This window comes from Hahella sp. NBU794 (assembly GCF_050749805.1).
Taxonomy (GTDB): domain Bacteria; phylum Pseudomonadota; class Gammaproteobacteria; order Pseudomonadales; family Oleiphilaceae; genus Hahella.
Genome location: NZ_CP192738.1, coordinates 39,319 through 58,476 on the forward strand (window position 1 = coordinate 39,319; position 19,158 = coordinate 58,476).

Sequence of the window (19,158 nt, forward strand, 5' to 3'; positions counted from 1 at the left end):
TTAAAAACAAAAACCGCCATGGTGGGCGGTTAAAAAATCTTTCGGAAATGTGGACTTATGCGCGCATTTTATGCTGCTTTTCCAGTTTCTTCCGGATTCGAGTCCGTTTAACATTACTCAGGTAGTCGACGTACAGTTTGCCGTTGAGATGGTCAACCTCATGTTGGAGGCATACCGCGAGCAGGCCGCGGGCTTCCATCTCGTAGGATTCGCCGTTACGATCCTGTGCTCTGATCTTGACGTGGGGAATCCGTGTGACCGACTCGTAGAAACCCGGGACGGACAAGCATCCCTCCTGCATTTCTTCGGGGTCGCCGTCCAGTACTTCGATGTCGGGGTTGATAAACACCATTGGTTCGGATTTGTCCTCGGACACATCAATTACTACGATGCGTTTGTGGACGTCCACCTGGGTGGCGGCCAGCCCGATGCCGGGGGCCTCGTACATGGTCTCAAACATGTCGTCGATTAACTGACTCAAAGCCGCGTCAAAGGTTTGTACTGGCTTGGCCACAGTACGCAGCCTAGGGTCAGGAAATTCAAGAATTTGGAGCTTACTCATAATTAAATTTGTGAAAAAATTTCCATTACAGATTGGATAACGCCTGCTAGTATTATCTATTAGTGTAAGAATGAGTACAAACTAAACAAAATTGAATAGGCTAATCGTCATTATAGCCTGATTTCATCCCAAACTGCCCGGTTATGACCTAAGGGAATGTATCATGAGGAAACTGCTGTCCTTTGTGTTCGTAGTGATGCTAACGTTGAGCCAGTTTGCGCTGGCCGCGCCTGAGCTACGTGACGACCATCCAGATCGCTACACTGTCGTCAAAGGTGATACTTTGTGGGATATATCTTCGCGCTTTTTGCGGAATCCCTGGTATTGGCCGGAGATCTGGCATGTTAATCCGCAAATAGAAAATCCCCATTTGATTTTCCCTGGTGACGTGTTGGCCTTGGTGTATATCGACGGTAAACCTCATGTCACCATCGCGCAGCGGGGCGATATCGGCCGTACGGTGAAACTGTCCCCGAAAAAACGTATTACGCCGCTGGAAAGCGCCATTCCCGCTATTCCCCTTGAAGCCATCAACCCTTTTCTTACTGACAGTCGCGTGGTAACAGAAGAGGAGCTGAATAAAGCGCCTTATGTGTTACTCGGCAAAAAAGGTAATTTGATCGTTGGCGCGGGCGATCAAGTTTACGCCAGAGGCGATGCTGTGCTTGAAGCTTCCTATGGCATTTATCGTCGAGATGATGTTTACGTTGATCCTGACACCAAGGAATTCTTAGGTATTCAAGCCCGTTCAATTGCAGTGGGTAAAGTCGTTGCGCAGGAAGACGATGTTCAGACGGTACAGATTCGTCGTTCGAATGAAGAAATCCGTCAAGGCGACCGGTTGCTGCAAGAGGAAGATCGTGAAATTAACTCTACTTTCTATCCCAGCAATCCCGAAGGTGAAATCAACGGCAAAATGATTGCCGTTATAGACGGTGTAAGCCAGATTGGCCAATATGACGTCGTAGTCATCAATAAAGGTGATAGAGAAGGCCTAAAAGTGGGGAACGTGCTGGCTATCTTCAAAGCGGGCGAACAAGTGCGTGATCCTTACACCAAAGAAATTTTGCTTTTACCTTCTGATCGCGCAGGTGTGCTGATGGTATTTCGCACATTTGAAAAAGTCAGCTACGGTCTGATCTTAAAAGCTGAGCGTCCGCTTGCTATAATGGACGAAGTTCGTAATCCATAGTTTTTAATGTTCTGAGACGTCACGAGTTGTGGCGTCTCAGCCGATCAAGGATGATCCAATGTCTACTCTTACTCCTATTGTCTGGTTAAACCTCACTACAGTTCCTACTTTGGGCGATAGTCGCCTTGCCCTGCTTGCGCAGCATTTTGAAGAGTCGTCACAGACTGATGATTTTCAATTAGGCGTTTCCTCCAACCTGTCATTTTCCACTGAACTGTGGCGCGCCATAGAGAGAGTCATCGCATATGGCGACCGTCCCATCAATGCTCAGGTGGCGAGCATTTTGAGATGGAGCGAGCAGATGGGGAACCGTCTGTTTCTGTTACCTGACTCTGATTACCCCAGTCTGCTGCGTTTATTGCCTGATCCTCCTGCGGTGTTGTATGCACGAGGCCGATATGAGCTGATTCATCAGCCGCAGATCGCCATGGTAGGTTCTCGCAACCCAAGTGTGCATGGTCAGGAAACGGCGCGTCAGTTCGCCCGCTCTTTGGGAGAGAGTGGTTTTACCATCACCAGCGGTCTGGCGGCGGGAGTTGATGGCTCCGCTCATGCGGGCGCATTGGGAACATTGGGATCGACAATTGGTGTGCTGGGATCGGGTTTGAATGTCATCTATCCCGCCAAGCATCGCGACCTTGCCCAAAAAATGATGGAAAACGGTTTGCTGGTCAGTGAGTTCCCCCCGGATACTCAACCCAGGTCGCAGCACTTTCCCAAGCGGAATCGCATTATCAGCGGCTTGTCGCTGGGGACGCTGGTGGTGGAAGCCAGTCTGCGCAGCGGCTCGTTGATTACGGCGCGCAATGCCCTGGAGCAACACAGGGAAGTCTTCGCCATACCCGGCTCTATCCATAATCCCCAGGCGCGTGGCTGTCATCACCTGATCAAGCAGGGTGCGAAGCTGGTGGAATGCACCGACGACATACTCGCCGAACTGCCTGCGTTGATGGGGCTGTACCGCTCTCTCAATGAGCCATGGACGACGGTGTTCGCTGCAGAAGAATACCCTGGCCAACAGAGTCAGCCTGAGCCGGCGTATCTGGCGCCCTTGTCTGAGCAAGCGGAGGTGGTGCTCAACGGGATGGGGTACGATTGTACGCCCCCGGATGCTTTGGTGGAGCGGACGGGTCTGTCTATCGCGGAAATCAGAAGCGTATTGATCGAACTCGAATTGGAAGGCTGGGTGCAGGAAGTCGCGGGAGGCTTCATTCGCAACGCCCGTTAGTTATCCATCTCCCATAGATACCCTTAGAGCTTGCCCCCACGGTCGCCTTCGGTTACTTTGCGCCAGATTGGTATCTGGAGGGGCAAAACTTGTCAGCATGGTTTATTCAGAAAGCGGTGTGCGTTCTCAACCGCGGCGGCGTGCTCGCTTATCCCACTGAAGCGGTATGGGGTCTGGGCTGTGATCCTTCTTGTGAATACGCGGTGAATCGCATCCTGCAGCTTAAACGCCGGCCATGGCGCAAAGGCTTGATCTTGGTGTCAGGACAGATTGAACATTTTTCCCAGTTACTGGACCGATTGCCGCAGCAACAGCAAGATCAGATGCTGGCGTCCTGGCCTGGACCGGTTACCTGGGTTGTCCCTGATCCCGGCGTCTATGCGCCATTGGTGCGTGGCGCCCACGACGCCATCGCTATTCGGGTGACGGCGCATCCCCTGGTGGCGGAACTGACCAAGGCGTTTGGCGGACCTATCGTTTCCACTTCCGCCAATCCTGCGACGAGGGAGCCGGCCCGCACTCTATTCGACTGCCGTCGCTATTTTAAATCCGGCGTCGATCACTATCTGCCCGGAAAGCTGAGCGGACTGAATAAACCCAGCCAAATTCGCGACGCCGCCACCGGCGCCATTCTCAGACAATAAAGGCGACTTCATGCAGCAACAGATTACGCAGGTTAAAGACTATCTTCTGGGATTGCAGGACGAGATCTGCAATGGGTTAGCAGCCATTGACGGTGGCGAGGGATTCGTCGAGGACGCCTGGAAAAGAGAGGAAGGCGGCGGTGGACGCACGCGTGTGCTTAGCGAGGGCGGAGTGTTTGAGAAAGCCGGCGTCAATTTTTCTCATGTCAGTGGCGCGCGCCTACCCGCCTCCGCCAGCGCCGCCCGGCCGGAACTGGCGGGACGAAGTTTTCAGGCCATGGGCGTCTCATTGGTCGTGCATCCGCGTAACCCCTATACGCCGACTTCCCACGCCAACGTACGCTTTTTTGTGGCGGAAAAAGAGGGTGAAGAGCCGGTATGGTGGTTCGGCGGCGGGTACGATCTGACGCCTTATTACGGCTTCGATGAAGATTGCGTCCACTGGCATCACACGGCGGCGCAGGCGTGCGAGCCCTTCGGCGCGGAGACTTACCCCAAATACAAAAAGTGGTGTGACGACTACTTTTACCTGAAGCATCGCGATGAGGCCCGCGGCGTGGGCGGACTGTTTTTCGATGATCTCAACGACTGGGGATTTGAGCGCTCGTTCGATTTTATGCAGGCGGTCGGGAACAGCTATCTGCCCGCCTACCTACCCATTGTCGAGCGCCGCAAAGATATGGTTTATGGTGAACGGGAGCGTTCATTCCAGCTTTATCGACGCGGTCGTTATGTCGAGTTCAACCTGGTCTATGACCGGGGCACATTGTTCGGTTTACAGTCCGGCGGCAGAACGGAGTCGATCCTGATGTCTCTGCCTCCGCTGGTGCGCTGGGAATATGCCTGGACGCCGGAGCCGGGTTCAGATGAAGCCCGTCTGACCGAGTATTATTTGAAGCACAGGGACTGGGTGTAATCCCGCAACGCCAAAACCTTAATCAGCGCAAATAAAGGCAGGTATAGCATGGATACGTACGCGGTGGTCGGCAATCCGGTCAGTCATAGCAAGTCTCCCAAAATCCACGGAATGTTCGCGCAACAGACCGGCGAGAGTTTGGAATATACGGCGATCCAGGCTCCCCTGGACAGCTTTAGAGAGACGGTGGAGGCATTTTTTATCGGCGGCGGCAAAGGCCTGAACGTTACAGTGCCATTCAAGGAACAGGCTTGGAATATTGTCAGTGAGCGCTCGCATCGAGCCGAGCTTGCCGGCGCCGTCAATACCTTGCTGCAACGGGACGGACGTCTGTTCGGCGACAATACCGACGGCGAAGGCCTGGTGCGTGATATCTGCGTCAATCAGGGCGTTGCGTTAAGCGGTAAGAAGATTTTGCTGGTCGGCGCCGGCGGAGCGGTGAAAGGCGTTATGGCGCCGTTGCTGGATGAAGGTCCCGCCTCTATCGTGGTCGCTAACCGCACTGTTTCCAAGGCGGAGGATCTGGCGCGTATCTTTGGTCGCAATGGATCGGTCAGTGCTTGTGCGTTCGCGGATTTGCAAGGTCCTTTCGATGTCGTGATTAACGGCACTTCCGCGAGCCTGGCGGGGGATATTCCTCCTCTCCCGGATGCCGTCATCGCGTCTCACACCTTTACCTACGACATGATGTACAGCCTGCGTGACACGGCATTCGTCGCCTGGGCCAAAGCGCGCGGCGCAGGACAATGTTGCGATGGGCTCGGCATGTTGGTGGAGCAGGCGGCGGCGGCCTTTTATCTGTGGCGCGGCGTGCGTCCGGATACCGCTCCGGTGCTGGCTGCGCTCAGACAGGGAGATTAGCGCCACCGCCAACTTTGACTATGCTTAAGCTAATGATTTTAAGTGCTTAGGTTCGCTTTGGGCGAATTCGGGCCAGTTACTTGAGCATCGCGAAGTATGGACGGTCAACATGGATATACTCACCTGGGTGGGACTTTTGTTCGGAATGGGCGTGGTGCTGGGAGCAGTGGCTTCCGGCTCCGGGCTTTGGGACTTCGTCAATGTTCCCGGGTTGATGATAGTGGTCTTCGGCTCTTTCGCCGTCACTTTGGTGAAGTACCGCTGGCGTAACTTTTTTGGCAGCGTGCGGCTTGCCTTCTCCACTACTTTTCTTGAGAAAACCCAGGATCCATGGGACCTGTATCGCGAAGCGCGGCAACTGGCGGATGTCGTGCGCAAGCAGGGACTGTTGGGATTGGATCGGGTTGAAATTACCCATCCGTTTCTACGCAAAGCCGTCGGTCTCGCCGTTGACGGCCATCCCCCGGAATTTATAGAAGAAGTCCTGCTTGAGGACACCCACCAGTTTGTCGAGCGCCTGCAGACAGCGGAAAAGGTGTTTCGCGGTCTGGGTGAGTCGGCGCCGGCGTTGGGCATGCTGGGCACCCTGGTGGGACTGGTGCAGATGCTGAATAACATGCAGGATCCCTCTTCCATCGGACCTGCTATGGCGATCGCCTTGCTCACCACGTTTTACGGCGCCTTTATCGCCCAGATTATTGTTCTGCCCCTGGCGGACAAGCTGCAGCTTAAAACCCAGGATGAAGTCCGTAACCGCATGATCGTGATCAGCGGCATTCTGAGTATGGTGAAGGGGCTGAATCCGCGCATTATCAAAGACGTGTTGGCGTCTTATCTGCCTGAGCTGGACGCCATGGAAGACATCCATGAGTCGGCGTCCGCACAGGAAGAGACATGATCAAGCCGCGCAAGCAATCCGGTGGTTTGCTGCCTGTCGGGGCGCCGGTCTGGATTGTCACCTTCGCTGACCTGATGACGTTGCTGCTGACCTTTTTCATTTTGCTGTTGAGCTTTTCCAGTCTGGATGCGGAGAAATACCGCGCCATCGCCTACTCCATGAGTAAGGCCTTTGGCGTGGCCTGGGTTCCTTCGTCTCAGGGCGCGCCGGATATGTATCCTCTGGGGGGCGATATCACGCCTACCGTGCCCATGGAGCCAGTGATCCGCGATAAGGGCGACACAGAGCAGCCGGCGCCCCAATCCAACGTAGAGCCCAGCCTGGATTTAAGCCAGGAGGTGGTGAGCGAGGCGGCGTATATGGAGAACGACCGCCTGGCCTCGCGCATGATCAGTTTGCTGGAGAATGAAATAGAAGATCAGGCGGTGGCCATCAAGTTTGACGACCAGGGGGTGGTGCTCAGCTTTACCGAGCGCGCCACGTTCGCCTCCGGCAGCGAGGAGTTGAAGTTATATATGCTGCCGGTGCTGATGAAAGTCACTGACGTGCTGGCTGATTGCAAGGGAGACATTCTGGTGACGGGACATACGGATGATCGCCCTATCGACTCAGCGAGATTTCGCTCCAATTGGGATCTATCGGCGGCCAGAGCGGTAAGCGTGGTGCATCGGCTGGTGCTGGATGGACGTCTCGACGCCAGTCGCGTGAGCGCCATCGGGCAGGCGGAGACGCGTCCTCTGGTTCCCAATGACAGCGATGAGCACCGGGCGCAAAACCGACGGGTGGAAATTCATATCGAAAACGCCGAATGCCGCATGAGCTAAGCGCCTACAACCTTCATTATCCGCGCTGGATCGGGGTAGAATGTGCGGCCCGGTAAATAACTATGATAGACAGGTGAATACGATATGAGCGGTCCTTCACAACCGAAGGTAGTGGATGAGGAATGGAGCGATGAACGGGTTCAGGGCTTTTTAGAGCTGAAGCCACGGGATGAATCCGATCCCGATTATCATGTTCTGCGCCAAGCCTATGAATACATGCTGGCTCGCGATTATGCGCGTTTCGTGGCCTATTTCGCGGAAGCTGGCCGCAATATCAATGCGTTGAGTCCAGAAGGCGAAACCATGCTGGATCGCGTTGATGAGCATGCTCGTGGCGCGGAATATGCGCAAATCCTGCGTGACGCCGGTGGTAAAAAAGCGGCTGAGCTGTAAAAAGCAGGCTTAAAAATAAGGGGCGAACTATGTGTCGCCCCAGATGGTTTGCGGTGACAGTAGTCGTCCGACTTACTGTACGTTGATCTCTATCGCTTTCGGCTGCGCCTTTTCCACCTTGTTCAGATGCAAGGTGAGGATGCCGTCCCGGTACTCTGCGCGAATGTTGTTTTCATCCACATTATCCGGCAGTGTGAAGGAGCGTGCGAAGTTTCCGTAAAAGCGTTCTACGCGATGATGCTTCTTGTCGCCTTCTTCCTTCTCCAGCTTGCGCTCGCCCTGAATGGACAGCACGCCTTCGTGGACGGCCACCTTGACGTGACTTTTATCGACGCCAGGCAACTCAGCCTTGATCAAGAACGCTTCTTTGGTCTCCGTGATATCCACGGCAGGAGCCCAGTCGGCTTTGCGGATCACTTCTTTGCCGTTTTCGCTGGTGCGAGCCTGACCCTGCAAAGAGCGGTTATAACGGTCAAGAATATCTTCAAATTCAGAAAACGGGTTCCAACGGGTAATCGCCATAGTTCTATCTCCAAAAAGAGTTTAAGTACAAATCGGTTGGCCTGATGCGACAGGCCCTCTGTAATCATTTACACCTGAAACTGCTGATTGGGGTGACGTCTTGCCCCGGTTACGCTGCGTATCGTGATAATAGAAATAATGGCGTTAAAAATGTTTTCAAGGGGCGCCCTAGTGACAAAAAAATCATATTCTGATTTACGTCAATTTCCACTGCGCCCCTGAAATGTGGCTACTCGCCCCAGTTTTCCTGCAAATGCCGGTCTTTCAATTTGACGTAATTAGCGGCGGTGTACTGGAAAAAATTTTTTTCTTTGTCGCTGAGCGGACGGGCTTGTTTCGCAGGCGCGCCAACGTACAAGTAACCGCTTTCCAGGCGCTTGCCGGGAGGCACAAGCGTACCGGCGGCGATCACCACCTCGCTCTCCACATGGGCTCCGTCCATGATGATGGCGCCCATGCCGACGAGGATGCGGCTCTCAAGCGTGCAGCCATGCAAGATAGCCTTGTGGCCAATAGTGACGTCCTCACCGATCGTCAGTGGATAGCCGTCGGGGTTGAAAGGTCCTGCGTGGGTGATATGCAGCACCGATCCATCCTGCACGCTGGTGCGCGCGCCGATGCGAATCCGGTGCATGTCGCCGCGTATCACGACGGTCGGCCAGACGGAACAGTCGTCGCCCAAGTGGACGTCGCCGATGACGACGGCGGTGGGGTCGATAAAGACGCGCTCTCCCTGCGTCGGGGTGATTCCCTGATAAGTGCGCACAGACATGGTGGACTCCAAGCATCAAAAATCTGAAGCGCCGTAGACGGGTTCAAGGGCCCGAATGGCGGATTGTTACTTTAGCATTGATCGGACTATTCTAAAGCAGGATTCAGCGGCGCATTACTTGAAAGCGGCCCCGCACGCCCACATTTTGTTTGCTCGGGGGCGTTGCGATCAGCAACCCCGGAAGACTCGTCAATTCAGGAATATTTCAATGACCAATCCATTGCTCGCCGATACGGCGTTACCCCCGTTCTCACAGATTCGCGCCGAACATGTCAAAGAGGCGATGGACAAATTACTTGCCGAAAACAGACAGCGCATCGCCGAGCTGGCGTCTCAGCCCAGCTTCAACTGGGATAATCTGGCGCAGCAAATGGATAACATGTCGGACAAGCTGAACCATGTGTGGTCCCCGGTCAGCCATCTGAACAGCGTGCTCAACAGCGAAGCGCTGCGTGAGGCCTACAACGCCTGTATCCCCGAGCTGTCCCGCTACGGTACGGAAATCGGTCAGAACAAGGCGCTGTACGACGCTTATCACGGCATTAAAGAATCTGATGAATTTAGTTCGCTCAGCGAAGCGCAACGTAAATCCATCGACAATACCCTGCGCGACTTTCATCTTGCCGGCGTTGATCTGCCGGAAGACAAGAAAGCGCGCTACATGGAAATTTCGCAGCGTCTGGCGGAGCTGGGCAGCAAGTTCAGCGATAACGTGCTGGACGCCACTCAGGCCTGGACCAAACATGTGACGGATGCCGCTCTGCTCAAAGGCATGCCGGACTCCGCACTGGCTGGCGCGCGCCAGGCCGCCAAGTCCCGTGACAAAGAAGGCTACGTGCTGACGCTGGATTTCCCCAGCTTCTACGCGGTGATGACCTACTGCGAAAATCGCGAATTACGTCAGGAAATGTACGAGGCCTACAACACCCGCGCTTCTGAACAAGGGCCCTATGCCGGTCGCTGGGACAATTCGGAAGTGATGCAGGAGATCCTGGCGCTGCGACTGGAGAAGTCGCGTCTGCTGGGCTTTAACTCCTACGCTGAATACTCCCTGGCCACTAAAATGGCGCGTACGCCGGATGAGGTGCTGGGCTTCCTGAACGAGCTGGCGGAGAAGTCTGTAGCGGTGGCGCGTCAGGAGTTTGCAGAGCTGCAAGCGTTCGCCGCGGAGCAGGGACAGACGGAACTACAGTCCTGGGATGTCAGTTTTTATTCAGAGAAGCTGCGTCGTCACCGTTATTCCGTGTCTCAAGAAGAGCTGAAGCCTTACTTCCCCGCTTCGAAAGTGATCAATGGCATGTTTGCCGTGGTGCAGCGCCTGTTCGGCGTCACACTCGACGAAATTACGGAATTTGATAGCTATCATTCAGACGTGCGCTACTTCAAAGTGCGTCGTGACGGCGAGGAAATCGCCTCTATCTATATGGATTTATTCGCGCGGGAGAACAAGCGCGGCGGGGCCTGGATGGCGGATTACGCCGTACGTCGTCGTTTGGACGACGGCTCTGTGCAGAAACCCGTGGCGTTCATTACTTGTAACTTTGCGCCAGCGACGGAAGAGCATCCCGCCCTGCTGACGCATGATGAAGTCACCACGCTGTTCCACGAATTCGGCCACGCTCTGCATCACATGCTGACCACGGTGGATTGCAACGATGTTTCCGGCATCAATGGCGTGCCTTGGGATGCGGTGGAATTACCCAGTCAGTTCCTGGAAAACTGGTGCTGGGAGGAAGAAGCCCTGGCGCTGATTTCCGGTCATTACCAAAGCGGCGAGCCGCTGCCGAAAGAATTGCTGGAAAAAATGCTGGCGGCGAAAAACTTCCAGTCCGGCATGCTGATGGTGCGCCAGCTTGAGTTCGCTTTGTTTGATTTCCGTCTGCATCATGAATACGACGGGTCGGCGGATTTCGCCGTCCAGCAGGTGCTGGACGAAGTGCGGGATAAAGTCGCAGTGATCAAGCCGCCCGCATTCAATCGTTTCCAGCACAGTTTCAGTCACATTTTTGCTGGCGGATACGCCGCAGGCTATTACAGCTATAAATGGGCGGAAGTGCTGGCGGCGGATGCGTTTTCCTTGTTTGAGGAAAATGGCGTGTTCGATCCAGAAACGGGTCGACGCTTCCTGCATTCGATTTTGGAAAAAGGCGGCAGCCGCGAGCCGATGGATTTATTCATTGAATTCCGCGGGCGTCCGCCGGAAGTGGAAGCGTTGTTGCGTCAAAGCGGCATCGCCGCCTGAGAGAACCAGCAAGGCCTGCGTTGTGGGCCTTGTCGACATTCAGCAATCGTATTTACCTGGTAGTGCATATGGTGAAGCGTTTTATCGCGGGGGCGGTGTGTCCCCGTTGCGGAGAGATGGACAAGATCGTCAGTTACGCTGACGAAGATCAACGGCAAGTGCGTGAATGCGTGGCTTGCGGTTTTTTTGAAAAGCTGCGCGAAGCTGACGGTCCGGCGGAGCTGCAAACCCGCGTCACCCGCCCGAAACAGGCGGAGGCGCAAGTGCAGACGATCAAGTTCTATCCCCGTCCCAAGAAAGAGCAGTAACGACGATATGAGCCTGACGCCTTGTTGTTGAAACCTGTCAGCAACGGGGCTGAAAGCTCATGCGGATGTGATGCTTGTCCAACAGGTTCAGCCAATCCTCGTTCAGAGGACGCCAGCGCTGGGTGTTGGTCTTCGCCAGAAAGGGCGACAGATCCAAATGGTAGAAGTCCGGCAAGCTTACCATCTGGCGTACGGTCAGATGGGTGGCTTGATCCAGTTCATTGGCGAAGGGTTCGCCGATCAGATGATGGGCCAACAGATTGGCCTGAGTGGCCTGCAGATCGCAGATGGGACTGTTGCGCAGGCTGCGATTGTTTTCATAAACCTCCTCCACCAAACGATGGCTTTGATAGGCCATGATCAACAGGCAGTCCAAACCGGTATGACGCAGCACCAGCACGGATGGGTGCGCGAAATAATGGATGGACTTCTCGATGAAGGGCGCGAACAGCTTTTCCGTCTGGCTCGCAGCGGCGCAATGCGCCACGCACTCCACTAAACGCGGGGCGAGTTCGATATAATCGATGACGAAATGAATGAGGTCTTCAACCGGCTGTGATCCGTTCAGTTCAATGACTCGGTGCAGAGAATCCAGTTGCTGGCGAAGCCACTTGGCGTAATTTTGAGTTTTAAGCTCTGCGGCCTTAGCCTGATTGATGATCTCGTATACTGCAGCGAGGCTCATCTATAACGATTTCCCTAAGTGACAACTATAAAAAACTGTTTCAATCCGGACGCATGACTTCAGTGTAGTCAAGGGTTAGCAAAGTGCGTAATACTAATTTGTAATGAACCACTTTTCATGCTGACAAAATGTTTTGTACAGCCACGCCTGATAGGCGCCTCTGGCCGCCAGAAACAGACAGAGTGAAAACCAGAGTCCGTGATTGCCCCAACCCTGAGTGAGCCACCAGCTGGGTAAAAACACCAGCAATGTCGCGACGATGATTGTATCCCGCATTGCCTTGCCTTGGGTAGCGCCGACAAACACGCCATCGAACAGGTAACTCCACACGCCGATCAAGGGACACAGGATCAGCCAGATCAGATAGCGGCTCGCTTCAGTGCGGATGACTTCCAGGTCGGTGAGGCGGTTGATCAGCCAGTCGCCTCCCAGCCAGAACGCCAGCGTCAGCAGCAGTGCGGTCACCAGGGACCAGACGCCCCCTATTCTGGCGGTGCGGCGCAGCATGGCCTGATCGCGCTTGCCTACGGCTTCTCCACACAGAGCTTCTACGCCATTGGCGAAACCATCGAGGGCGTTGGAGATGATCATCAGAAAAGTCAGCAATACGGCGTTGGCGGCCAGAACGTTGGTTCCGAGCTGTGCGCCCTGGGCGGTGAAGAAAGCGAAAGTGAACAGCAGCAGGATCGTGCGAATGAAAAGGTCGCCATTCAGCTTGAGCAGCTTGGCGAAGGCGCTGCGCGCCCACAGCTCAGGGTTGCGTAACTGCGCAAGGAAATTCCCCGCATCGCCGCGAACGACGAAATAGAGCCCGAGAACCAGACTGTAATACTCGGCGATGAGCGACGCCCAGGCTACGCCGTCGGCGCGCATGCCGAAGCCGACCACGAACAGCAGGTCCAGCGCGATATTCACGATGTTGGCGCTGACCGCCAGAATCAAGGCGCTGCGGGTGCGTTGGCAGCCTATCAGCCAGCCCACGACACAGTATTGAATCAATACGGCGGGAGCGCTGAAGATGCGAATTTCCGCATAGTTGTGGGCCTGCGTCCAGATGTCGCCAGTGGCCTGCATCCATTCCAATCCCAGGGGCAATATCCAGGCGCGATTGAGGATCATGAATAACCCGATGCCGAGCGCGATGGCGGCCGCCCGCAAAAACTCGCGGATCAACCTGCCTTGGTCCCCGGCGCCCCAGGATTGCGCCGCCAGTCCGGTGGCGCCCATGCGCAGAAAACCGAACGCCCAGAACAGAAATGTGAACAGATTTCCCGCCAGCGCCACGGCCCCGAGATAGACCGGAGAATCCAGGTGTCCCAGTACGGCGGCGTCCACCAGACCCAGCAACGGCGTGGTGATATTGCTCAGAATTAACGGCCAGGCGAGGGCCCACAAACGCAAGTGAAGCGTTGCCGGGGGATTGCTCATGAAACTCCTGAAGATGTGGCGGTCAGATCACTGAAAGTGACCAGATTTGTGCATGAAATCAGCTGGATAGCTTTTTTACCTAAACCATGACTGAACAATTGCCAGCCCGATCCAAGTTTGTCTATACTGGCGCTGTACCTTGCATTTGACTTCCTACAAACGTAGTCGACGGACCGCTGTAGGCGGGCCGTCTTGCAGGAAGTGTCCGGCAGTAACAATAAAAACTAAGCTGTGGAGACACAATAATATGATGTCACGAAGACGCGCAATAGCGGTGGCTTCGCCCGTTCCGTTTGTATCTGCGTCCGCTTCGGCCGCCTGGGAATTGAACATGACTCCCGGGGTGACTGAAGTGAGTCAGTCAGTATACAGCCTCCACATGACTATTTTCTGGATCTGCGTGATCATAGGGATAGTGGTGTTTGGAGTAATGTTCTGGTCGATCTTCAATCACCGCAAAAGTAAAGGGGCGAAACCCGCCCAATTCCATGAAAGTACGACAGTCGAGATTATCTGGACTGTTATTCCCTTCCTTATTCTCATTGGCATGGCCATACCCGCGACCGGCACTCTGGTCAAAATGTATGACGCCAGTGAAGCGGATATGGATATCAAGATCACCGGTTACCAATGGAAATGGCGATACGAGTACCTGAATCAGGACGTCAACTTCTTCAGTAATCTGGCGACCTCCCAGGACCAAATCTACAATCGCGACGACAAGGGCGAACACTACCTGTTGGAAGTGGACGAGCCTCTGGTGTTGCCGATAAATCAGAAGATTCGATTCCTGGTCACCTCCGCCGACGTCATCCACTCCTGGTGGGTGCCCAGTCTTGCGGTCAAGCGCGACGCCATTCCCGGCTACGTTCGCGAGGCCTGGACCGTCATCAAAGAGCCCGGTATTTATCGCGGTCAGTGCGCTGAACTGTGCGGTAAGGACCATGGCTTCATGCCTGTTGTGGTGAAAGCCGTGCCTCAGGAGGAGTATCAGGAATGGCTCCTGGCTAAACAGGAACTGGCTCGTCAGGAATACGAGTTGAAGAACAAACAATGGACGATGGAAGAATTGGTTGCACGCGGGGAGAAATCCTATGCGTCCAATTGCGCAGTGTGCCATCAGGCCAATGGCGCCGGTCTGCCGCCGACATTCCCTGCTCTTGCTGGCAGCGGCATAGTCAAAGGCCCGGTAGAGAAGCACGCCGAAGTTGTATTGCACGGGGTGTCAGGCACCGCCATGCAGGCGTTCGGAGCGCAGCTGAGTGAAGTTGATATCGCCGCTATCGTGACCTACGAGCGTAATGCTTGGGGCAACAAGATGGGCGACATGATTACTCCGCAACAAGTTGCAGAGTTAAAGAACAAGTAGTTCTCAGCGACACACAACCAATTTAAGAGGAGTTTGACCATGAGTGCGGTACTAGGCGCTGACGCGCATCACCATCACGGTCCGGCTAAAGGCTTCAAGCGGTGGCTCTTCACCACCAACCATAAAGACATTGGCACCATGTACCTGTGGTTCAGTTTCGCCATGTTTCTCATCGGGGGCACCATGGCCCTGGTGATTCGGGCGGAATTGTTCGAACCAGGCATGCAGATCGTCCATCCGGAATTTTTCAATCAGATGACCACCATGCACGGTCTGATCATGGTGTTCGGGGCGGTTATGCCCGCCTTCGTAGGGCTCGCCAACTGGCTGATTCCCATGATGGTCGGGGCGCCGGATATGGCGCTGCCCAGAATGAACAACTGGAGCTTCTGGATTCTTCCATTCGCTTTCGCCATGTTGTTATCCACACTGTTGATGGAAGGCGGCGGTCCTAACTTCGGTTGGACTTTCTATGCGCCTCTCTCCACCACCTACGCGCCGGCGAGCGTGAACTACTTCATCTTCGCAGTGCACATGATGGGGATCTCCTCCATCATGGGAGCCATTAACGTGATCGCCACCATTCTGAACATGCGGGCGCCGGGCATGACCCTGATGAAAATGCCCCTGTTCGTGTGGACCTGGCTGATCACCGCCTTCCTGCTGATAGCGGTTATGCCGGTGCTGGCGGGCGCCGTCACCATGATGTTGATGGACATCAACTTCGGCACCAGCTTCTTCAAAGCGGAAGGCGGCGGCGATCCGGTGCTGTTCCAGCACGTATTCTGGTTCTTCGGCCATCCGGAAGTGTACATCATGATCCTGCCCGCCTTCGGCGTGGCGTCGCAGATTATTCCTACCTTCAGCCGCAAACCGCTGTTCGGGTATCCCTCCATGGTGTACGCCACGGCGTCGATTGCGATCCTGTCATTCGTGGTATGGGCGCACCACATGTTCACCGTCGGCATACCGCTGGCAGGAGAACTGTTCTTCATGTACGCCACCATGTTGATCGCCGTCCCCACCGGGGTGAAAGTGTTCAACTGGGTCAGCACCATGTTCCGCGGCTCGCTGACCTTTGAGACCCCGATGCTGTTCGCGGTGGCCTTCGTGATTCTGTTCACCATCGGCGGCTTCTCCGGTTTGATGCTGGCCATCGCGCCGGCGGACTTCCAGTATCACGACACCTATTTCGTGGTGGCGCATTTCCACTACGTGCTGGTGCCGGGCGCGATCTTCTCCATCTTCGCCGCCACCTATTACTGGTTGCCGAAATGGTGCGGGAACATGTACGACGAAACGCTGGGCAAAGTGCACTTCTGGATGTCGTTCATTGGCTTGAACATGACCTTCTTCCCGATGCACTTCGTAGGGCTCGCCGGCATGCCGCGGCGGATTCCTGACTACGCTCTGCAATTCGCCGACTTTAACCAGATATCCAGCGTTGGCGCGTTCGTTTTCGGAACCACGCAACTGCTGTTCCTGTTTATTGTTATCAAATGCATCCGGGGCGGTAAGAAAGCCACCGCTCAGGTCTGGGAAGGCGCGGACGGACTGGAATGGACGTTGCCGTCTCCGGCTCCCTACCACAGCTTCTCTGAGCCGCCTACTGTGAAGTAGGCGCGCAAGGGTATTGAGATAACAAGAACAAAATAACTGCCACGGGAGGACCTATGGCGACTCAACAAAGTTATTACGTACCGGAACAGAGTAAGTGGCCCATCATCGCGACGGTGGGGCTGTTTTTGACCCTTTCCGGTCTGGCGACGGTGATGGTGAACAAAAGCGGCGGCGACACCAGCACCGGCTGGTGGATGTTCAGTATCGGCGTTGCAGTGATGGTGTACATGCTGTTTGGCTGGTTTGGCAATGTAGCCAAGGAAAGCATGGCTGGATTGTACAACGCTCAAATGGACCGCTCGTTCCGCTGGGGCATGTCCTGGTTTATCTTCAGCGAAGTGATGTTCTTCTCTGCTTTCTTCGGCGCGCTGTTCTACGTGCGCTTCCTGGCCGTGCCCTGGTTGGCCGGCGAAGGCGAAGGCACTATGAACACCTTGCTGTGGTCGAATTTCGAGGGCTCCTGGCCCTTGCTTCATAACCCGGATCCGAAGGTGTTCCCAGGGCCGGAAGCGGTCATCAATCCCTGGAGCATTCCGTTGCTCAACACTGTGTTGCTGCTGACTTCCAGCGTCACCATCACCTTCGCCCATCACGCCATCAAAAAGAATGATCGCGACAAAGTGAAGTTATGGCTGGCGTTGACCATTCTGCTGGGTGCGGTCTTCCTGGGCTTTCAGGTTTACGAGTACATAGAAGCCTATCATGAGCTGAACCTGACGCTGGATTCCGGCATTTATGGCACTACGTTCTTTATGCTGACCGGCTTCCACGGTATGCATGTGACGCTTGGGGCGATTATCCTGACCGTTATTTTGCTGCGCTATATGAAAGGCCATTTCTCGGCGGAGCATCACTTCGGTTTTGAAGCCGCCGCCTGGTATTGGCACTTCGTGGATGTGGTTTGGGTGTGCCTGTTTGTGCTGGTTTACATCATGTAGTCTGATGACTGACCCGATGCTTGCGTCGGGTCTTTTGACCTCGCCGGAGCGGTGACTCCGGCGGCGTCCCAACGATCAGTGGGGCGTCGGATTCAACTGCAAATGCCCGCTGAACATCAGGACGAGCAGCACGACGATGAGGGCGACGGAAAAGCCCACGCGATAGGTGAGCGCTTTAGCGGTGCGTTTACTGGTGCTGTCATCCTTGACCAGAAAAAACAAACCGCTGAAAAGACTGACGACTGCGCCTGTAAGTAGTAACAAAACAAGGATTTTCATGGGTTCCCTCTTATTTTTTCAGCCCACTATAACAAAGACATTGCAGACAAACTATGCGCGCAGCATCCGCGTGAAAACGCCGCTGGCGAAAATGTCTGCGGGCTTCTGGCCGACGTGTCGGGATGGGAATGAGTGAACTGGAAAATCCTGCTCTTCAGCCTGTTATTGCTGCCGGTTTTGGTCGGGCTGGGTTGCTGGCAATTGCTGCGGGCGCAGGAAAAAGAACAGTGGCTGCAGGCCTATCAGACCATGCAGAACAAAGCGCCGCAATCTCAGGACAATCTGCAGGAGCCGCCGCGCTATGCGCGAGTGTCAGTGTCCGGCGTTTACTCTGAGTCAGGCGACTGGCTTTTGGACAACCAGATACGGGAAGGCCGCTTCGGATATCGGGTATTTACGCCTTTCTGCCTCCGCGATGACGCATGCGTGCTGGTGGAGCGGGGATGGATACCGGGAGATTTGGACCGAAGCGTGCTGCCGACGATTCCTTCCGCGCCGGGACGGCTGACATTGGAAGGACGCGCGGACCAGCTCACGGACAGCTACTCCATGGGCGCGAATGAAACGTCAATCTCCGCGCCCTATCGAGTGCAGATTCTCAAGCTTGAGGAAGTCCGCGAACGCGTGCCCGGCAGGTTGGCGGATTGGGTGTTGCGGCTCGACCCGAACCAGCCTGGCGCGCTGACGACTGTCTGGGAGCCCGTGGTGATGGGCCCGGAAAAACATTATGGTTACGCCGTGCAATGGTTCGCCATGGCGTTAGCGCTGGTGGCGCTGACGATCTGGAAATGGCGTCGCGGCGATAGTGAAGATAAGCAATTACAAGCAGCAGGAGAGACAGACATTGGAACAACTGGCCATGGTTGAAAACGCGCCTCCGTCCCGTGGGCGACTCAAACTCTGGGGCATCATCCTGGTGGCTGCGACCCCCCTTATTGCGGCGATGGTGATGTATTTCGGTCGTATCGGCATTCCGTCCGGCACCACCAATTATGGCGACCTGATCATTCCTCCTCTGGACGCCCTAGAGATCGGCGTGAGCCTGCCGGAAACGCGGCTGGATGAAATCACCCAGGCTGACGGCAAACGGCAATGGCTGATGGTCACCGTCGCCGGAGACGCCTGCAGTGAGCGCTGTTTGCAGGCGTTATACCTGTCCCGTCAGATTAATGTCGCGCTGGGAAAAGAAGCGGATCGCGTGGGCCGGGCGTTGCTGGCGGGAACCGGCGACGCGGCGCTGCAACAAGCATTGAACGACTATCCCCGTATGCTGCCGGCGCCTTTTTCCAGCGCCGACATGGAGGGGCTGCGCGCAAAGTTGGACAAGCACAATATTCAATTGCAACCGTACGATATGCTGTTGATGGACCCGCTGGGCAACATCATGATGCATTACTCAGAGAAGCACGACGGCAAGGCGATCCTGGAGGATCTTAAGCGGCTTCTCAAAGTATCCAAGATTGGTTAGAGTGAGTCT

The 19,158-nt window shown here is 55.1% G+C and carries 21 protein-coding genes; 15 read left to right on the forward strand and 6 right to left on the reverse strand.

The genetic code is table 11. The annotated features are described in order from the left end of the window. Positions 1 to 55 precede the first annotated feature (55 nt). Positions 56 to 562 carry a peptide deformylase gene (def, locus tag ACQYWX_RS00170; protein WP_216735256.1) on the reverse strand — a complete coding sequence of 169 codons (507 nt, stop codon included), beginning with the start codon at positions 560 to 562 and terminating at the stop codon, positions 56 to 58. Between the two features lie 163 nt (positions 563 to 725). Between def and ACQYWX_RS00175 the strand changes: the two genes are divergently transcribed. The 8 genes from ACQYWX_RS00175 to ACQYWX_RS00210 all read left to right on the forward strand — a co-directional run bounded on the left by ACQYWX_RS00175 (position 726) and on the right by ACQYWX_RS00210 (position 7,518). Next, positions 726 to 1,754 carry a LysM peptidoglycan-binding domain-containing protein gene (locus ACQYWX_RS00175; protein ID WP_431687473.1) on the forward strand — a complete coding sequence of 343 codons (1,029 nt, stop codon included), beginning with the start codon at positions 726 to 728 and terminating at the stop codon, positions 1,752 to 1,754. Between the two features lie 58 nt (positions 1,755 to 1,812). Further along, positions 1,813 to 2,982, forward strand: coding sequence for a DNA-processing protein DprA (dprA, locus tag ACQYWX_RS00180; RefSeq protein WP_431687474.1), 1,170 nt, complete (start codon positions 1,813 to 1,815; stop codon positions 2,980 to 2,982). 89 nt (positions 2,983 to 3,071) lie between these two features. Then, on the forward strand, positions 3,072 to 3,626 hold the full coding sequence (locus tag ACQYWX_RS00185; protein WP_431687475.1) for an L-threonylcarbamoyladenylate synthase: 555 nt from the start codon (positions 3,072 to 3,074) through the stop codon (positions 3,624 to 3,626). 10 nt (positions 3,627 to 3,636) lie between these two features. Continuing rightward, complete coding sequence (gene hemF, locus ACQYWX_RS00190; protein WP_431687476.1) at positions 3,637 to 4,542, forward strand: oxygen-dependent coproporphyrinogen oxidase; 906 nt, start codon at positions 3,637 to 3,639, stop codon at positions 4,540 to 4,542. 48 nt (positions 4,543 to 4,590) lie between these two features. Beyond that, positions 4,591 to 5,403 carry a shikimate dehydrogenase gene (gene aroE, locus ACQYWX_RS00195; protein ID WP_431687477.1) on the forward strand — a complete coding sequence of 271 codons (813 nt, stop codon included), beginning with the start codon at positions 4,591 to 4,593 and terminating at the stop codon, positions 5,401 to 5,403. Positions 5,404 to 5,512: 109 nt separating this feature from the next. Then, the gene (locus ACQYWX_RS00200; RefSeq protein WP_127967801.1) at positions 5,513 to 6,301 is read left to right on the forward strand and encodes a motility protein A; all 789 of its coding nucleotides are present in this window, start codon (positions 5,513 to 5,515) and stop codon (positions 6,299 to 6,301) included. Further along, on the forward strand, positions 6,298 to 7,125 hold the full coding sequence (locus tag ACQYWX_RS00205; RefSeq protein WP_216735262.1) for a flagellar motor protein MotB: 828 nt from the start codon (positions 6,298 to 6,300) through the stop codon (positions 7,123 to 7,125). The genes ACQYWX_RS00200 and ACQYWX_RS00205 overlap by 4 nt, the downstream gene beginning before the upstream one ends. Before the next feature lie 84 nt (positions 7,126 to 7,209). Continuing rightward, on the forward strand, positions 7,210 to 7,518 hold the full coding sequence (locus ACQYWX_RS00210) for a PA4642 family protein (protein ID WP_431687478.1): 309 nt from the start codon (positions 7,210 to 7,212) through the stop codon (positions 7,516 to 7,518). A 72-nt stretch (positions 7,519 to 7,590) separates the two neighbouring features. Here ACQYWX_RS00210 and ACQYWX_RS00215 read toward each other — a convergent pair whose 3' ends face one another. Beyond that, on the reverse strand, positions 7,591 to 8,040 hold the full coding sequence (locus ACQYWX_RS00215) for an Hsp20/alpha crystallin family protein (RefSeq protein ID WP_279500608.1): 450 nt from the start codon (positions 8,038 to 8,040) through the stop codon (positions 7,591 to 7,593). 229 nt (positions 8,041 to 8,269) lie between these two features. Continuing rightward, the gene (locus ACQYWX_RS00220; protein ID WP_431687479.1) at positions 8,270 to 8,812 is read right to left on the reverse strand and encodes a gamma carbonic anhydrase family protein; all 543 of its coding nucleotides are present in this window, start codon (positions 8,810 to 8,812) and stop codon (positions 8,270 to 8,272) included. 208 nt (positions 8,813 to 9,020) lie between these two features. On the opposite strand from ACQYWX_RS00220, the gene prlC reads away from it, so the two are divergent. Together prlC and ACQYWX_RS00230 are read left to right on the forward strand one after the other, a co-directional pair. After that, the gene (prlC, locus tag ACQYWX_RS00225; RefSeq protein ID WP_431687480.1) at positions 9,021 to 11,054 is read left to right on the forward strand and encodes an oligopeptidase A; all 2,034 of its coding nucleotides are present in this window, start codon (positions 9,021 to 9,023) and stop codon (positions 11,052 to 11,054) included. Between the two features lie 29 nt (positions 11,055 to 11,083). Beyond that, positions 11,084 to 11,362, forward strand: coding sequence for a YheV family putative zinc ribbon protein (locus ACQYWX_RS00230; RefSeq protein WP_431687481.1), 279 nt, complete (start codon positions 11,084 to 11,086; stop codon positions 11,360 to 11,362). Positions 11,363 to 11,399: 37 nt separating this feature from the next. Here the strand turns inward: ACQYWX_RS00230 and ACQYWX_RS00235 are convergent, their stop codons facing one another. Beyond that, complete coding sequence (locus ACQYWX_RS00235; protein ID WP_216735267.1) at positions 11,400 to 12,047, reverse strand: hypothetical protein; 648 nt, start codon at positions 12,045 to 12,047, stop codon at positions 11,400 to 11,402. 93 nt (positions 12,048 to 12,140) lie between these two features. Continuing rightward, positions 12,141 to 13,475, reverse strand: coding sequence for an MATE family efflux transporter (locus ACQYWX_RS00240; protein WP_431687482.1), 1,335 nt, complete (start codon positions 13,473 to 13,475; stop codon positions 12,141 to 12,143). Positions 13,476 to 13,722: 247 nt separating this feature from the next. Between ACQYWX_RS00240 and coxB the strand changes: the two genes are divergently transcribed. The 3 genes from coxB to ACQYWX_RS00255 are packed head-to-tail and all read left to right on the forward strand — an operon-like array spanning position 13,723 to position 17,402. Further along, on the forward strand, positions 13,723 to 14,844 hold the full coding sequence (gene coxB / locus ACQYWX_RS00245) for a cytochrome c oxidase subunit II (protein WP_216735269.1): 1,122 nt from the start codon (positions 13,723 to 13,725) through the stop codon (positions 14,842 to 14,844). A 39-nt stretch (positions 14,845 to 14,883) separates the two neighbouring features. Then, positions 14,884 to 16,464: a cytochrome c oxidase subunit I gene (gene ctaD / locus ACQYWX_RS00250; protein WP_216735270.1), complete on the forward strand. Its 1,581-nt coding sequence runs from the start codon at positions 14,884 to 14,886 to the stop codon at positions 16,462 to 16,464. A gap of 53 nt (positions 16,465 to 16,517) precedes the next feature. After that, on the forward strand, positions 16,518 to 17,402 hold the full coding sequence (locus ACQYWX_RS00255) for a cytochrome c oxidase subunit 3 (protein WP_216735271.1): 885 nt from the start codon (positions 16,518 to 16,520) through the stop codon (positions 17,400 to 17,402). Positions 17,403 to 17,477: 75 nt separating this feature from the next. On the opposite strand, the gene ACQYWX_RS00260 is transcribed toward ACQYWX_RS00255, so the two are convergent. Beyond that, positions 17,478 to 17,681 carry a twin transmembrane helix small protein gene (locus tag ACQYWX_RS00260; protein WP_164887160.1) on the reverse strand — a complete coding sequence of 68 codons (204 nt, stop codon included), beginning with the start codon at positions 17,679 to 17,681 and terminating at the stop codon, positions 17,478 to 17,480. Positions 17,682 to 17,813: 132 nt separating this feature from the next. Here ACQYWX_RS00260 and ACQYWX_RS00265 point away from each other — a divergent pair, with 132 nt between their 5' ends. Together ACQYWX_RS00265 and ACQYWX_RS00270 are read left to right on the forward strand one after the other, a co-directional pair. Beyond that, a complete protein-coding gene (locus ACQYWX_RS00265) occupies positions 17,814 to 18,548 on the forward strand; it encodes an SURF1 family protein (protein WP_431687483.1) in 735 nt (244 codons plus the stop codon). Then, a complete protein-coding gene (locus ACQYWX_RS00270) occupies positions 18,526 to 19,149 on the forward strand; it encodes a hypothetical protein (RefSeq protein ID WP_431687484.1) in 624 nt (207 codons plus the stop codon). The genes ACQYWX_RS00265 and ACQYWX_RS00270 overlap by 23 nt, the downstream gene beginning before the upstream one ends. Positions 19,150 to 19,158: the final 9 nt, after the last annotated feature.

Excerpts from the sequence above, each read along its gene's own strand:
- prlC (WP_431687480.1), top strand. The coding sequence starts at position 9,021 with ATGACCAATCCATTGCTCGCCGATACGGCGTTACCCCCGTTCTCACAG.
- aroE (WP_431687477.1), top strand. The coding sequence starts at position 4,591 with ATGGATACGTACGCGGTGGTCGGCAATCCGGTCAGTCATAGCAAGTCT.
- ACQYWX_RS00220 (WP_431687479.1), bottom strand. The coding sequence starts at position 8,812 with ATGTCTGTGCGCACTTATCAGGGAATCACCCCGACGCAGGGAGAGCGC.
- ACQYWX_RS00215 (WP_279500608.1), bottom strand. The coding sequence starts at position 8,040 with ATGGCGATTACCCGTTGGAACCCGTTTTCTGAATTTGAAGATATTCTT.
- ACQYWX_RS00255 (WP_216735271.1), top strand. The coding sequence starts at position 16,518 with ATGGCGACTCAACAAAGTTATTACGTACCGGAACAGAGTAAGTGGCCC.
- ACQYWX_RS00240 (WP_431687482.1), bottom strand. The coding sequence starts at position 13,475 with ATGAGCAATCCCCCGGCAACGCTTCACTTGCGTTTGTGGGCCCTCGCC.
- ACQYWX_RS00210 (WP_431687478.1), top strand. The coding sequence starts at position 7,210 with ATGAGCGGTCCTTCACAACCGAAGGTAGTGGATGAGGAATGGAGCGAT.
- ACQYWX_RS00205 (WP_216735262.1), top strand. The coding sequence starts at position 6,298 with ATGATCAAGCCGCGCAAGCAATCCGGTGGTTTGCTGCCTGTCGGGGCG.
- ACQYWX_RS00260 (WP_164887160.1), bottom strand. The coding sequence starts at position 17,681 with ATGAAAATCCTTGTTTTGTTACTACTTACAGGCGCAGTCGTCAGTCTT.
- ACQYWX_RS00175 (WP_431687473.1), top strand. The coding sequence starts at position 726 with ATGAGGAAACTGCTGTCCTTTGTGTTCGTAGTGATGCTAACGTTGAGC.
- ACQYWX_RS00200 (WP_127967801.1), top strand. The coding sequence starts at position 5,513 with ATGGATATACTCACCTGGGTGGGACTTTTGTTCGGAATGGGCGTGGTG.
- def (WP_216735256.1), bottom strand. The coding sequence starts at position 562 with ATGAGTAAGCTCCAAATTCTTGAATTTCCTGACCCTAGGCTGCGTACT.
- ACQYWX_RS00235 (WP_216735267.1), bottom strand. The coding sequence starts at position 12,047 with ATGAGCCTCGCTGCAGTATACGAGATCATCAATCAGGCTAAGGCCGCA.
- coxB (WP_216735269.1), top strand. The coding sequence starts at position 13,723 with ATGATGTCACGAAGACGCGCAATAGCGGTGGCTTCGCCCGTTCCGTTT.
- dprA (WP_431687474.1), top strand. The coding sequence starts at position 1,813 with ATGTCTACTCTTACTCCTATTGTCTGGTTAAACCTCACTACAGTTCCT.
- ctaD (WP_216735270.1), top strand. The coding sequence starts at position 14,884 with ATGAGTGCGGTACTAGGCGCTGACGCGCATCACCATCACGGTCCGGCT.
- hemF (WP_431687476.1), top strand. The coding sequence starts at position 3,637 with ATGCAGCAACAGATTACGCAGGTTAAAGACTATCTTCTGGGATTGCAG.